This is a genomic window from Pelatocladus sp. BLCC-F211 (assembly GCF_041928655.1).
In the GTDB taxonomy this organism is placed as follows: Bacteria; Cyanobacteriota; Cyanobacteriia; order Cyanobacteriales; family Nostocaceae; genus Pelatocladus.
In genome coordinates, this window is the sequence record NZ_JBHFLM010000141.1 from 38,860 (window position 1) to 53,767 (window position 14,908).

General features: G+C 40.8%; 10 protein-coding genes. 9 read left to right on the forward strand and 1 reads right to left on the reverse strand.

Features of this window, described 5'->3' with window-relative positions:
* Window positions 1-4 precede the first annotated feature (4 nt).
* The 4 genes from hxlB (at window position 5) to ACE1AT_RS17310 (ending at window position 6,167) form a co-directional block, all read left to right on the forward strand.
* Window positions 5-601 (forward strand): 6-phospho-3-hexuloisomerase, encoded by a 597-nt coding sequence (gene hxlB / locus ACE1AT_RS17295; protein ID WP_374870462.1) that lies wholly within the window; start codon window positions 5-7, stop codon window positions 599-601.
* A gap of 55 nt (window positions 602-656) precedes the next feature.
* Window positions 657-1,325 (forward strand): 3-hexulose-6-phosphate synthase, encoded by a 669-nt coding sequence (gene hxlA / locus ACE1AT_RS17300; RefSeq protein WP_374870464.1) that lies wholly within the window; start codon window positions 657-659, stop codon window positions 1,323-1,325.
* 195 nt (window positions 1,326-1,520) lie between these two features.
* Window positions 1,521-5,432 (forward strand): amino acid adenylation domain-containing protein, encoded by a 3,912-nt coding sequence (locus ACE1AT_RS17305; RefSeq protein WP_374870466.1) that lies wholly within the window; start codon window positions 1,521-1,523, stop codon window positions 5,430-5,432.
* 276 nt (window positions 5,433-5,708) lie between these two features.
* Window positions 5,709-6,167 carry a DMT family transporter gene (locus tag ACE1AT_RS17310; RefSeq protein ID WP_374870468.1) on the forward strand — a complete coding sequence of 153 codons (459 nt, stop codon included), beginning with the start codon at window positions 5,709-5,711 and terminating at the stop codon, window positions 6,165-6,167.
* 481 nt (window positions 6,168-6,648) lie between these two features.
* On the opposite strand, the gene ACE1AT_RS17315 is transcribed toward ACE1AT_RS17310, so the two are convergent.
* A complete protein-coding gene (locus tag ACE1AT_RS17315; RefSeq protein ID WP_374870470.1) occupies window positions 6,649-8,718 on the reverse strand; it encodes a cytochrome-c peroxidase in 2,070 nt (689 codons plus the stop codon).
* Between the two features lie 1,519 nt (window positions 8,719-10,237).
* On the opposite strand from ACE1AT_RS17315, the gene ACE1AT_RS17320 reads away from it, so the two are divergent.
* The 5 genes from ACE1AT_RS17320 (at window position 10,238) to trpC (ending at window position 14,883) form a co-directional block, all read left to right on the forward strand.
* The gene (locus ACE1AT_RS17320) at window positions 10,238-11,155 is read left to right on the forward strand and encodes a helix-turn-helix domain-containing protein (RefSeq protein WP_374870472.1); all 918 of its coding nucleotides are present in this window, start codon (window positions 10,238-10,240) and stop codon (window positions 11,153-11,155) included.
* Window positions 11,156-11,470: 315 nt separating this feature from the next.
* Window positions 11,471-11,557, forward strand: coding sequence for a hypothetical protein (locus ACE1AT_RS17325; RefSeq protein ID WP_374870516.1), 87 nt, complete (start codon window positions 11,471-11,473; stop codon window positions 11,555-11,557).
* Window positions 11,558-11,692, forward strand: a complete 135-nt coding sequence (locus tag ACE1AT_RS17330) for a hypothetical protein (protein WP_374870474.1) — start codon at window positions 11,558-11,560, stop codon at window positions 11,690-11,692. It abuts the gene before it with no gap.
* Window positions 11,693-11,748: 56 nt separating this feature from the next.
* Window positions 11,749-13,947 (forward strand): anthranilate synthase, encoded by a 2,199-nt coding sequence (locus ACE1AT_RS17335; protein ID WP_374870476.1) that lies wholly within the window; start codon window positions 11,749-11,751, stop codon window positions 13,945-13,947.
* Between the two features lie 45 nt (window positions 13,948-13,992).
* A complete protein-coding gene (gene trpC / locus ACE1AT_RS17340; protein WP_374870478.1) occupies window positions 13,993-14,883 on the forward strand; it encodes an indole-3-glycerol phosphate synthase TrpC in 891 nt (296 codons plus the stop codon).
* Window positions 14,884-14,908: the final 25 nt, after the last annotated feature.

Here is a 14,908-nt window from a genome sequence, read left to right on the forward strand (position 1 = left end):
TATCATGGCTAATGTTTCTCAAAATCTCATTAATAGAGACATCAATACCGAGTTTAGTAAAGTCGTTGAATTGGTGCTAATCGAAAACAAACAAGTTTTAGAAAAAATCAATTATTCATCAGTTATCCAACTTGGGCAAGCAATTATGAATACCCAAAGAATCTTTGTAGCTGGTGAAGGTCGTAGTGGCCTCGTGATTCGGATGTTTGCTATGCGGCTGATGCATTTGGGACGGCAGGTCTACGTTGTTGGTGAAACAATTACTCCAGCAATCCAACAAGGTGATTTACTCATAGATTTCTCTGGTTCAGGCACCACGGAACATGTTTTAGAAATTGCGTCCAAAGCAAAAGAAATTGGTGCATATATTGCTAGTATCACAACTCAAATAGATTCTCCTTTAGCCAAGATAGCTGACTTTTTAATTCATATAGAAGCTGCTGCTAAACAAGATCATAGTCATCAATATTCACAACAATTTAGTGGCTCTTTATTCGAGCAATCTTCTTTGTTGATATTTGATGCTTTATTTCATTTTTTATCTCACACTATCAATAAAAGTTCTGAGAATCTTTGGGCGTTGCACGCTAATCTTGAGTAACTAATACTAGCAAGTAATTCTCAAGAATAACTAACACAAAATCAAAGTAAACTATTTGAACAAAAAAGAGGTTTTTTTAATGAAATTACAAGTTTCTGTAGATTTGTTGTCATTAGAGCAAGCAATCAAATTGCTTAAAGATGTTGTTGATTATGTAGATATCATCGAAGCCGGTACTCCTTTGATTAAGCAAGAGGGATTGAAGGTTGTTGAAACCTTTAAACAATCTTTTCCAGATAAACTCATTTTTGCAGATATGAAGACGATGGATGCTGGAGGCTTAGAAGCTGAAATGGCATTCAAAGCGGGGGCAGACTTCACTACAATTCTAGCTGTATCAAATGACAGCACTATTAAAGGAGCTGTGACAGCTGCTCGTAAGTATGGGAGATATGTTACTGCTGATATGATTTCCGTTTCAGATCGTGTACAACGTGCGCGCGACTTAGAAAAGCTAGGAGTTAATTACTTGGAACTGCACTGCGGATTAGATGAGCAAGCTAATCACTTGTGTGCTTCAACTGCAAACGAACTTGCGGCGCTACGAGGTGCAGTTTCAATATCTCTCTCGGCTGCGGGGGGTATCAATGAGAATACGATTCAGGAAGTAGAAGCAGCAGGAGCTGATGTAGCAGCAGTTGGTGCTGCTATTTACAATGCTAAGTCTCCTGTCGAATCTGCACGTCGTTTACGGGAGAAGATTAATTCAAAACCTCTAAAGTAACAAAAATCACTGTAGGAGAGCCAATGCGTTGCGGGGGTTTCCCCCTAACCTCACAGAGAACTTCAAAGCCCTCGTTGTAGCACCTCGCGTTGTTTTAGGCGCTCACATCTCATTTTTCACGAAAAAATATGATGTGAGCGCCTAACGCACCCTACTTTTTTCGGACATGTTTAAAGATGAGATTGGAGATCAGCTATGCAAACAGAAGATTTGCTTATCAAAAAGCTAGATAATAGAGAGTCAGAAGATTCGATTGCAAAGTCTCTTCTTGATTTGTTTATAGAGCAAGTGCAAGCTCAACCTAATAGAGAAGCAGTTATCTGTGATCATTGTGATCATGAATGTCTAACTTACCAAGAACTCGCCGAAATCAGTTCACGTTTGGGTTCCTATCTTCAGCATCTTGGTGCAACTGTCGATCAATGTGTAGGTATTTTCCTTGAGCCGTCGCTTGAGTTGATAGTTGGGATTTGGGGTATTTTGTTCTCAGGCAGCGCTTATTTGCCATTATCACCAGAATATCCCGAAGACCGATTGAGATATATGGTCGAGGATGCAGGCGTCAAAATTGTTTTTTCACAGGAAAAGCTGCGCGCCAGGTTGGCGGATCTGGTGCCTCCAGGTACGCAAATTGTTACACTCGAAGAGGCCGAGAAGTCTGAGATTCCATCCAGTATAAATGGACAGAATGGACTCTGCAAGCGTCCGCGTTCTGACAACTTAGCTTATGTCATTTATACCTCTGGAAGTACGGGAAAGCCGAAGGGCGTGATGATTGAACACCGCAGTATCGTCAACCAGATGAATTGGATGCGAACTGTTTGTAATTTGGATCAGAATAAAGTTGTTCTGCAAAAAACACCGATGAGTTTTGACGCAGCACAATGGGAGATTCTTGCGTCCTGTTGTGGCAGTAAAATTATTATGAGCCGCCCCGGAACCTATAAAGATCCAGAACAGTTAATTGAGACTACTATCCGACATGATGTGACGACTCTGCAATGCGTTCCAACTCTGTTACAAGCGCTTCTTGACACCGACATATTTCACAATTGTAAATCACTCACACAAATATTTAGTGGCGGCGAAATTCTGTCAAAAAAACTTGCGCTACAATGCATCGAAGTGCTGCCAAAATGTGACTTAATTAATGTTTATGGCCCGAGTGAATGCACCATCAATGCTTCCGCCTTTAAGGTTGATAAAAATGCGATCGCTCATTACCCTGAGGCGATCCCCATCGGCACTCCCGTTCACAATACTCAGTTTTACATTCTCAACAGCGATCAATCGCTAGCATCGGTTGGAGAAAATGGTGAGCTATACATCGGTGGTGTTCAGCTGGCGCGCGGATACATTAATCGACCAGACTTGACTAAGGAAAGGTTTGTCAACGACCGATTTTCGACGAATTCTGGAGATGCTAAACTGTACAAGACTGGCGACTTAGTCTGTTGGAATGCAGATGGTACTGTTCAGTTTGTTGGTCGGGTAGACAATCAGGTAAAACTTAGAGGATTTCGGATTGAGCTTGACGAAGTAAAGGTGGCAATTGAGAAACATGACTGGGTTAAGAACGCAGCTGTTATAGTTAAGAAAAATTCTCGTACCGGATACTCTGATTTGATTGCATGTATTGAATTGAGTCCTAAGCAAGCTGCTGTGATGGATCAGGGTGTTCATGGAGAACACCATCTGTCAAAGCAAAACAAGCTTCAAGTCAAAGCTCAATTATCGAATCTCGGATATAGGGATATCGACGAAGAAAATTGTGTGCCTGGCCAGATAGAGATCGATCTTCCAGGTAAAACACCGACTGAAGAACAGCGGCGATTGGCGTTTACTCGAAAATCCTACCGTTTATTCGAGGGTGGTGCTGTCCAGAAAGCTGATATTATGCAGTTGCTGGATCGACAAATTACTGGCGACCAGACCTACAACTTCTCTGATTCTCGTGGCTTGGATGCGTTGAGCTTCACAGAATTAGGTCAGATTTTGAGATATTTCGGGCCGTTTCACAGTGATGAGCGTCTATTACCCAAGTACGGTTACGCATCACCTGGTGCATTGTATGCAACGCAAATGTATCTCGAATTAGTTAACATAGCAGGTTTGAAGTCTGGTTACTACTATTATCATCCGGGACGCCATCAATTAGTTCTATTAAATGAAATAGATAGTACAGAAAAAACACGAATAAAAATACACTTCATTGGAAAGAGAAAAGCTATCGAGCTAGTTTATAAGAATAATATTCAAGAGGTACTCGAAATAGAAACAGGCCACATGTTGGGTCTGTTTGACAAGATTCTTCCGGCATATAAGCTTAGTATTGGAGATGCTAATTATATGCCGGAAGTAAAGGAGAAAGTCGTATGTTCAGATGAGTACTATTATTATCTAGGCACTTTTGATCTAGTGCCTCAGGTCAGACCACTGTTGATCGAACCAGTTGATATCTATGTGCAAAGTCATCCTGAAAAGATCGCTGATCTACCTGCGGGTTTATACAAATACAAAGACGGCTCCTTGGAAAAAATCTCAGACGATATCATTCTCAAGAGACATGTAATAGCTATCAATCAGCTAACCTACGAACAGGGAAGTTTTGGAATCGCAATGATTGGTAGAAGCAGCTGTAAATGGGCGAATTATTTTGCGATGGGCAGGAAGCTTCAACATCTACAAATGAATGATCTAAATCTTGGTCTATTGTCCTCCGGATACAGCTCCGAGACTGGTAATGATCTTCCTTCGGCAAAGCAGATAACAAGGATACTCAGCGCTAGTCATGAAGAACCAGGGCCTTCTTACTTCTGTATTGGTGGTTGCGTGAGTCATGACCAGTTAATTAGCGAGGGGATGAAGGAAGACGCCGTCCAGATGAAAGGCCCCGCAGAGTTGATCAAAGAGGATCTACGCAACTTTTTGCCTGATTACATGATGCCTAACAAGATCATAGTAATGGACAAGTTACCGCTTACCGCCAATGGTAAAATCGACGTTAAAGCACTGGAAGCGTCGGACAAAGTGAACGTCGAAATGGCCCAAAGGCCTATCATTATGCCTCGTACAAATACTGAGCAGCGAATAGGCGAGATTTGGAAGAAGGCGATGAAGTGGGATTCTGTCTCGATCTGTGACGATTTTTTTGAATCCGGCGGAAACTCACTTATTGCTGTGAGAATCATCAACGCTATCAACAAAGAGTTTTATTGTACTTTGCCTTTGCATACTCTTTTTGAAGCTCCAACCATCGAGAAGCTCGCTCGTAAGGTTGATAGTGATGAAGTTGAACTTTCCTCGCGCCTAGTACGTCTATCATCTACGGGAGTAGAGAATCCCATCTATTGCTGGCCTGGACTTGGCGGCTACCCAATGAACTTGAGATTGCTGGCAGAGAAAATAAATATCAATCGACCCTTTTACGGTATTCAGGCGTATGGAATCAACCAAGGCGAGAAGCCATTTTCCTCCATTAGTGAGATGGCTGTAGAAGACATTAAGGAAATAAAACGTATTCAACCAGCTGGTCCCTATACGCTGTGGGGATATTCCTTCGGCGCACGGGTGGCCTTTGAAGTTGCTTATCAGCTTGAGCAGTCCGGTGAGCATGTGGAAAATCTCTTTTTGATTGCTCCAGGATCACCAAAGGTTCGTACTGAGAACGAAGCTATTCATGGCAATCAACCTATATTCACCAACAAAGCCTATGTGACAATTCTTTTCTCGGTTTTTGCAAGCACTATCACCGGCCCTGCACTGGAGGAGTGTTTGCAGGTCGCAAAGGATGAAGACAGCTTCGCGTCATTCATTTCAAGATATAAGAAGCTTGATTTGGATCTGGTGGAACGAATAATTAGAATTGTACAGCAAACATATGAAGCCAAGTACACATTCCGCGAACTGACTCAGAGGCAGATGATTGCGCCTATAACTATTTTTAAGGCCGATGGTGATGATTACTCGTTCATCGAGAGCCACAGTGGATACTCCCAAAAGACTCCGACGGTCATAAACCTCAAAGTTGATCACTACAGCCTGCTCAAAATTACAGGCATTTGCGAATTGGTGAGCGCGATTCACGGATATCTTGAGAGTGCTTAATGGTGGAGTAAACCTTCAATGGTCGTGGCTAGTTGAGCATTGTTATCAGCACAGCGATCGTTAAGATTAGCAAGTTTACAATACGGTTTAGTTAAGACCATAATCCTTTGTAGAGACCGTAAATTTACGGTCTCTACATACAGTTTTTTTGTATTAAAAATTTTTAACTGAACCGTATTGATACATTTTGTTAAAATTTTTAGTGGTTTTTATCTAACCACATCCTGCTGGATGCTCGCTACAAAATTTTCTGTTTAGTTTTCGGAGTGATATCTTATGAGTCCTAGAACCATTTATTTGATAGCAGCACTGATCGGTGGTGCTATTTTACCCGTTCAGGTTGCTCTTAATACTCTTTTAAAAAGTTATGTTGGTCAGCCAATGCAAGTTACATTTATTTCATATCTTGCTGGCACTATCACATCACTTATTATTTGTTTCTTTGCCCACTATCCACTTCCTACTTTAACTTCACTTTCTCAAACATCATGGTGGATGTGGATAGGAGGCTGTTTGGGAACTTTGTATGTCTGGTCAACTATTTTTGCCACGCCTAAGATTGGGGCAGCATTGACATTAGCACTCACAATTGCAGGTCAGATGATTGCGGCACTTTTTTTAGATCATTTTGGTCTCATCGGGCTTAACAAATACCCAGCGACTTCACTACGCATAACAGGAACCTTGTTCGTCATTATTGGGGTTTCTTTGGTTGCTGCTCAAAAAGGAAGATGATGCTTGATTCTTGACAGGGTAAGGTCATAAACAATTTGTCAATAAGCGGCTACACAAACAGCACTAGAATCTATTTTCCCTCAAATAGTCGTGTCTCTTCTTTTACTTATAATATTGAACGATTAGCTCCCCTTGTACGTAGTTTTGGTTTTGACATCCGTGTTTCCAGGTGCAAGATTTAAGTTACAGGTTCTAAACTACACTATGCCACTAGTTGAGAGCGATCGCTTCAGATAAGGGATATCCAAAAATTTTGCCGACCATTGGTCGGCAAATTCTGATGCCGACCAACTCACCTCAGCTGCACTCATTAACGAAAGCGGACTTTTCTCCTTTTGTGCTGTGCGAAGGCTTGGCAGTAGGCAGTAGAAGAAATTGATGGTAAAGTTTCTTCTGGTCGCATAGTCAAAGACATTCAGTAGACCTAAAATTTCTGCGATCGCTCTATTGATTATGGAATAATTTCCTAAAAGCTAACCACTTACTTCTCCAGAAAATTAGGATGACCCTTGCTACCGTTGCGACCAACAGCAGGAAGTTCCAGAAAAGTATCTGTCGCTTTTCCTGTACCATCGTCTGTAACAGAGTTTTGATCGCCTGGATGTCCATTGGGAATGAACAGTTGCGGATGGTCAAAAGGTGCTTTCTCAAAGCGGACTCGCTCATCGGTCAAACTCTTGAGAAAGGCAACTATATCCTGTTTATCCTGGACACTCAGGTTAAGCACTGGCAGGACACCAGGAAAGTTTCCCTCGCGAAAGTCTCCGCCACGACTATAGAAATCTAGCACTTGTTCCAGAGTCAATTGTCCACCATTGTGGAAGTAAGGAGCAGTCAACTCTACATTGCGTAGCGTGGGTGTTTTGAAGGCTCCCTCTACTCCCAAGTTGTCTTCACCAGTAGGAATAACTGGTGGGTCTTCACCGAGTAGTTGATTAAATGTACCGTTCAGGGCTAGCCGAGATTCTGCAAGCGGATTGCCAAAAGGATCGTTACCACCAACACCACGGTCTTCCGTCGTAGGCCTGATACCGTTATTAAGGAAGCCAACGTCTTCAATCGGTTGTTGACCGAATAGTGCAGGTGCAATGCGTCCTTGAGTTTTTACGTGGCTAATTGAAGCAATGGTAAACTCTGCACCTATATGACAACCGATACACCCTTGATCTTGGAAAGCCTGCAATCCCCGCTGTTGCTGTTCGGTGAGGGCAGTGTTATTTCCTTCCACAAAGCGATCAAAAGGTGTATCGTCGGAGATGAGTGTGGATTCGTACATCTGAATGGCTAACCCGAAGAATAACGGGAAGTTGTACTCCATCAGCTTGTACTCTTTCGTCTCTGAGGAGTCATCAGACTTTTCAACTATAGTTCGTGAACCGTCAGCATTAATTTGAACCAACTTCTGAGACCTCCACCACTCTGGCTTAAAGGCATCTTTTATCAATTGATCGTAGGTTCTAGTTCTAAGACCTGGCTGAGGGTATCTGCTATCATCACCCAGAAGACTATCCTCTGGATGTACAATTTGCTTGCCTAATGGTCGAAGTGGAAGTAACTTTCTACCTAGTTGTCGAGGTAGCTTTCTACCCCTTTCCAAGGTATCTAATTCAAATCCCTTGTTGATTTGCCTAAACTGATCAACTCGTCCTAATTTGTCACCAATTTCTTGGAAGGTGCGACCATCAGCTGACATTTCAAAGGAACTGATTGGTGGAGCTAGCGCCTGGGAAGCTAAAGATGAATTCTTCAGGCTGACTTTGACAAGTTCTAGCTGATTAGGATCGGTGGCCTTGCCAACAAAGGCATTGGGATCTCTTAAACCCCAGGGATTTACACCATTGAAGATGTTCTGCGCTCTTCCATCCCAAAAATTACGGAAGTTGAATACTGCATCGATAACTGTTGGGGCATTCCGGGGTTCGACTCGCCGTACTTTCGTGCCTTTTACGTTAAATATCGGATCGTCTTTTTGATTTACCTTGTCTTCCGCCTGACCAGGAACAACATCAACAAACTCCGTATTGAATACCGCATTGGATGAAACGATATCGTTACTGTCAGACAAGACTGTACTATTGACATCATCTGGGTTCGATAGTTTGTGGAATGGAAAATCTTCTGGCTTGAGTTGGTAGTTTGGCGCACCGCCTACTTGGAAAGTTGCATCCAGAACTATGGGATCGTCAATATTTGCACGCTCAACGCCAGGATTGATCTGATTTTTGGATCTGTTGTCTGCACCGGCATGGAAATGACAACTAGCACAGGTCATCACGCCATCGCTGCCAAGTTGCATATCCCAGAACAAGGATTTTCCTAACTTAATCGCGGCTGTCTTGTCTCTGATGAAGTCTCCAAGATTATCAGGTTGTGGAACTGGTATGGTTTTTAGGGAAGCAAGAGTTGGTGCTGGTGTTACTTGTGCCGACACAGTATGTCCACATATAACAGCTACGGTTACTAATACCGCAATTGTTATGATCTTTGAGTACTTTGATATTAGCCATTGGATAGGGTTGGCAAAAACCAAACCCCACTTTCTCCCGAACATTGAACTGTTGTCACGGGAAAATGTTCGTCGTAGTATGCCCATTGTCAAAATATAAAAATTGGGGTTGCTTGCAAACTCAAAGAATTAACAACAAAAAACCTCAATATAGCTATAGCTCCTTGAGTGGTTAATATTGCTTTTTTGAACTCTTATTTGTCATCTGTCATCATAATTTATATTCAGTCGGAGAAAGACTCGGAGCTAGAAGCAATCCCAAACACTTGCGATCGCTACTCCACCCCAAAAGTAACGCCTTACAGCGTGCGAGAAGTTACATTGCGTACCTTTACGCTCTACTTTGTTGTACTTGCAGTAACTTGTGATAACTAAAATTTACCGGACTAGATATAAATTACGTCTAATGTGAATTATAAATAATGTGAATTAGAAAGGATTATTATCCTAACAGGGTTTCTAGGCTGACTCAAAATCATTAGCATTTCAAATGCTAATTCACATTTAACGTATATTTCAACAAATGACGAATAAAAATCCACATCCAAACATCTCACAATTTGATTCTGATTACTATATAGATAAGAAATATTTATCACTGTAGCTGGGGAAATATTAAACGCATAAAACATAGTTTTTAGGAGGATTTTGAATGAAATTTCTACTCTTAGGTGAATTGGGAATATAACAACATACAACCCTTGCTAGAAGAGACTTTGATGATTTTTTAAAAATTAAATTATAAGTAATGATCAGTATAAATTTAAATTATTTAGATAAAAGTAGCCAGCTTGCTAGTCCAGAAAATTTTAAAAACAGTCATTGGTTAGATGAAACTTCAAACATCTGTCTATAGGTATATTTTTCAAAAAATAATCCTTGCACCTTATTTATTTACAACAAAAAGTCCAGAATTTAGTAATTCCTGGACGCGAGTATTTTCATTTATACCACAAATAAACATGTATAAAAATTGCGAAATTTAACTTTTCGATAAATAACAAAAAATCAGAGATAAATAAAAAATCTTGCTAAGTAAGCTTTCTTAGGTATAATTAGCATCCAAATCAGCAAGTATTAATGTGACAACTATACAATTTTATCCTTTGCCCCATAGATAACTGTCTAAATATTGGGAAATTAAGGTGTGGTAATTTCTACAATTACAGATCCCAGCCGTTTTCAAAGTTCCAACCGTATTTTTATTTTTTGAAGCAATGTAGCGGAATTAACAAATAATTTATTACATCTATCTATCGTATTAGCTCAAAAGGATTACGTGATTAAGACTTAAGAATGATAGTAGAAATAACTAAATACTTGTATGCTTATAAATGCTTAGTAACATAATTTCCGTTCATAACAAACTTTACTATTGTTGTATAAACTAGTAAGACAAAAGTAGTTTTAGTATCATAAATCACATAAAGCCATGTATATACACAGTTAAGTATGAGTTGAGTTTGCCTTATACACACTTAGTGTTATCGCTTAACTCAACCCTAAATCTGAAATTGCATTTACATTAAAGTCAGTTTTCAATAACTCATCAATACTCTTGCTCATGATCATTAGGCAATGGTTGAATGGGAAAAAAATCCTGCTGATTGAATCTCAATCAGAAACCCAAAACTTTGTGAAAAAATGCCTTCAAGCAGAAGGTGTCTACACCATAATTGCTGAAGATGGTTTCATTGGTGTGCAACAAGCACGGGAAAAATTACCAGATTTAATTCTAAGTGAAATTTTGATTTCTCAAATCGATGGTTACAGCATCCTAAGCGCCCTACGCCAAAACCTCGCCACAGCAATTATCCCTTTTATTTTTGTCAGTTTTAAAGACACTCGAGGTGACATCCGCAAAGGTATGGAATTGGGAGCAGATGATTTTTTAATTAAGCCGTTTACAGCAGAAGAGTTGCTAGGAGCGATCGCAGGGTGTTTGCATAAACGAGCTATTCTTGAGCAATGGTATGCTACCCAGTATCAGGCAAAGGCTGAATTGCCACTAGTTGAGACTGTAGAAGAATGTCAGACATGTATCGAGAGTATGGATAAGTGCCAGACATGCACAGAACATGCTGTCAAACTGTCAAACTTTGAGTCTTTATTTTCTTCCGATCCGTTATTAAAGGAAGTCTTTAGGTTTATTGAGACTAATTATCATCAACAAATTACCCTCAGTGATGTAGCTGTTGCAGTTGGTTACTCCTCTACTTACCTTACTAATTTAGTGCGGCGACAAACGGGACAAACCGTCCAAAACTGGATTATTGAGCGCCGCATGGTGGCAGCTCGAATGTTACTGTTGGAAACCGATGAAACAGTAGAAGCGATCGCTGCTAGAGTAGGCTATCAAACAGTAGGTCATTTCTTTCGTCAGTTTCGCCAACACCACAATTCAACTCCTCAAGCTTGGAGAAAGGAGCATCGTAGCATTTTACATAACTCGAATGATAGAACAAAGGAATTGCTATGTTAAGCAAAGGATAGGTTATTGAAATTGCTTCTTATAAGCATCTATCTTAAACAATGTAAAGACTTTTAATATTTATCTAGGTTATATGGAGGGTAATCAAACATAAAACTATAAATTTAGTCAATGAGGTTAAGGTTAATGAAATAAACTTATCAATTTAATTTTGGGCGAGCGAAGAATTCACACACTTGATCGGCACTATAAGGGCAATACATTAGACACATATGCAACTTCAGTATTGCGATCGCTGATTCATTTACCCACTATGATAAATCCCAGTCATAGTACTGTAAGGCAGAATATGTACCAACCATAGGTATGGCTGCTGTAGCTGCGGGTGCAGATTCATTGATGATTGAAGTTCATCCCAATCCTGCTAAGGCGCTCTCCGATGAGCCTCAATAAGTGACACTAGAAGAATTTGAACAATCCAAGCAAGACATCTCTTGCATGGGTAAATTCTTTGGTCGTTGGGTCGAGAATCAAAATCATACGCTAGCACTACAAGTTTCTTCCACTGTAGGCGTTTTTTTTGGTTAATCATATGTCTGCAATGAGTAGGTGCCAAGGATTTACAAAGAAATTGAGGAATTGCGATGTATTTGGATACCCATTGCTACAAAACTAAAGGTGGAATATTTGTTTCTCGATCCGTAACTAAAACTTCCATTGAGACTGCTATTGAAGAAGTATTGTTACGTCTTGATTCCCAACGGGGAGGTTTACTTAAAAGTAGCTACGAATATCCAGGAAGATATAAAAGATGGGCGATAGGTTTTGTTAATCCACCCCTAGAACTTGCCACTTGTGACAATAATTTTACACTCACAGCCCACAACGAGCGGGGTATGGTGCTGTTGGATTACTTAGCAGAGCGTCTACACAAGCTACCGCAACTTCAGGGAGTAAAATGGGAAACTAATAGTGTAACAGGCTCGGTTCGACCAACAGAACGTTTCTTTTCAGAAGAAGAAAGAAGTAAACAACCATCGGTTTTTAGCATTTTACGGGAAATTCTCAACGCTTTCGCTAGTCCAGCAGATGATCATCTCGGACTATACGGTGCATTTGGCTATGACTTGGTTTTCCAGTTTGAGCAAATGCCAAAGCATTTACAACGTGCTAAAGACCAAAGAGACTTAGTACTATATTTACCTGATGAATTGTTAATTGTTGATTACCATCAACAAAGCGCGTTTCATTTGCAATATGAATTCGTCACCAAAAATGGTAGCACTAGGGGACTACCTCGCGATGGTCAGATCATAGACTACACAGGTAAACGCCTGACTTCTACAAGTGCATCTGACCATGCACCTGGAGAATATGAACAACAGGTAGAGAAAGCACTCTTATACTTCCAGCGTGGAGATTTATTTGAGGTTGTTCCCAGCCAAAGCTTCTTTCAAGTCTGCGAACAGTCGCCAACAGAACTTTTTTGGAAACTACAACAGATCAATCCTAGTCCTTATGGATTCATCTTGAATTTAGGTGGAGAGTTTCTCATTGGTGCGTCTCCAGAAATGTTTGTGCGAACTGAAGGTAAGCGTGTGGAAACCTGCCCAATCAGTGGCACTATTAAACGAGGTCAAAATGCAATTGACGACGCAGCCCAAATCCTAAAATTACTAAACTCAGGTAAGGATGAAGCTGAGTTAACCATGTGTACTGACGTAGATCGCAACGATAAATCGAGGATCTGCGAACCTGGGTCAGTGCGAGTCATTGGTCGTCGTCAAATAGAAATGTACAGTCATCTCATCCATACAGTGGATCACGTTGAAGGTACACTGCGACCAGAGTTTGATGCTTTAGATGCATTCCTCACCCATCTTTGGGCAGTTACAGTTACAGGAGCGCCAAAGCGATGGGCAATGCAGTTTATTGAACAGCATGAGCGTAGCCCTAGACGTTGGTATGGTGGAGCAGTTGGATATTTAACCTTCCAAGGAGACTTAAATACTGGTCTAATCTTACGGACTATCCAGTTGAAAGACTCCATTGCCGAAGTACGAGTTGGTGCAACAGTTCTGTATGATTCGATTCCAGAAGCTGAAGCCCAAGAAACCATCACCAAAGCCGCTGCCTTATTCCAAACACTTTACCAAGCCAAGCATAGAAATACTGATTTCTCCATTAGCTCAGAACTTGAGCATCAGCAAATCAATGTAGAGACTGGGAAGCATGTCTTACTGATTGACTACGAAGACTCCTTTGTACACACACTTGCCAACTACATCCGTCAAACTGGTGCCACTGTCAAAACACTACGTCATGGTTTTTCAGAATTAGTCTTTGATACAGAACGTCCAGACCTTGTTGTTTTGTCTCCTGGGCCTGGTAGACCTAGTGACTTTAGTGTAGTAGAGACAATAGCAGCTTGCATTAAACGAAAAATTCCCATCTTTGGTGTTTGTCTGGGATTGCAATCCATTGTTGAAGCTTTCGGAGGTGAACTAGGAGTTTTGGGTTATCCTCAGCATGGCAAGGTATCTCGCGTTTGTGTTGTTAATCAAGACTCTGTCATTTTCAAAAATTTACCTCAATCTTTTGAAGTTGGTAGATATCATTCATTGTTTGCCCTACCTGAAAGGCTACCCAAAGAATTCAATGTCACCGCGATCTCAGATGATGGTGTAATTATGGGTATAGAGCATCAAACCCTACCCATTGTCGGCGTTCAATTCCATCCAGAATCAATCATGACCTTGGCAGGAGGAGTTGGTTTAGCGATTATTAAGAATGTAGTTAGTGCATGTACAACTAAAAAACCTTCCTCAGTTGTCGCTGCATAAGACTATTCTCAGATATACCTTAACCATTCGCCACCCCAATCTTGTATGGATGCAAGCAAGAATGCCTTAACCATAGAAATAAATGATCAAGTAGAAGCCAATAGCCCTATACCTCTAGCCTCGGCTAAATCAAGCCATATTCTTGAAGAGATTGTCTGGCATAAACAAAAAGAAGTTGCATTTTTGAACGAGCAACTTCCTCTTGCAGATTTACAAAATCAGATTCATGTTGCTCCTCCCCTACGAGATTTCCTAAATGCTCTGCGAAAAAATCCTCATAAACCTAGCTTGATTGCAGAGGTCAAGAAAGCCTCACCTAGTAGAGGAGTGATCCGTGCCGACTTCGACCCGATCGAGATTGCTCAAGCCTACGAGCGAGGCGGTGCTACTTGTCTATCAGTCTTGACAGATGAAAAATATTTTCAAGGCAGTTTTGAGAATCTACGAATCATTAGAAACAATGTAGCACTGCCCTTGTTGTGCAAGGAATTTATTATTGACCCTTATCAAATTTACCTAGCACGAATCAATGGAGCTGATGCAATATTATTGATTGCTGCAATATTATCTGATGAAAGTTTGCAAAATTATCTCCAACTGATTCAACATCTAGGCATGAGCGCCTTGGTAGAGGTACATACCCTTGCAGAACTAGATCGGGTTTTGGCGCTGGAGAGTGTGCAATTGATAGGGATTAACAACCGTAATCTTCAAGATTTTACCGTTGCTCTAGAAACCACTCAACGCCTATTAACAGAGCGCCGAGAAAAATTAAGTAATTCAGGTATCACAGTTGTAAGTGAATCTGGTTTATATACAAGTACCGACCTTGCCTTTGTAGCGGAAGCCGGAGCTGAAGCAGTCCTAGTTGGAGAATCCTTAGTCAAGCAAGTTCATTTAGAGGAGGCTGTAAAAAGGCTAAAGGATAAATTATAAACACCGTATAATTTCATACTTCATA

Excerpts from the sequence above, each read along its gene's own strand:
- hxlB (WP_374870462.1), top strand. The coding sequence starts at position 5 with ATGGCTAATGTTTCTCAAAATCTCATTAATAGAGACATCAATACCGAG.
- ACE1AT_RS17305 (WP_374870466.1), top strand. The coding sequence starts at position 1,521 with ATGCAAACAGAAGATTTGCTTATCAAAAAGCTAGATAATAGAGAGTCA.
- ACE1AT_RS17310 (WP_374870468.1), top strand. The coding sequence starts at position 5,709 with ATGAGTCCTAGAACCATTTATTTGATAGCAGCACTGATCGGTGGTGCT.
- ACE1AT_RS17320 (WP_374870472.1), top strand. The coding sequence starts at position 10,238 with ATGATCATTAGGCAATGGTTGAATGGGAAAAAAATCCTGCTGATTGAA.
- ACE1AT_RS17325 (WP_374870516.1), top strand. The coding sequence starts at position 11,471 with ATGGCTGCTGTAGCTGCGGGTGCAGATTCATTGATGATTGAAGTTCAT.
- trpC (WP_374870478.1), top strand. The coding sequence starts at position 13,993 with ATGGATGCAAGCAAGAATGCCTTAACCATAGAAATAAATGATCAAGTA.
- ACE1AT_RS17335 (WP_374870476.1), top strand. The coding sequence starts at position 11,749 with ATGTATTTGGATACCCATTGCTACAAAACTAAAGGTGGAATATTTGTT.
- ACE1AT_RS17315 (WP_374870470.1), bottom strand. The coding sequence starts at position 8,718 with ATGTTCGGGAGAAAGTGGGGTTTGGTTTTTGCCAACCCTATCCAATGG.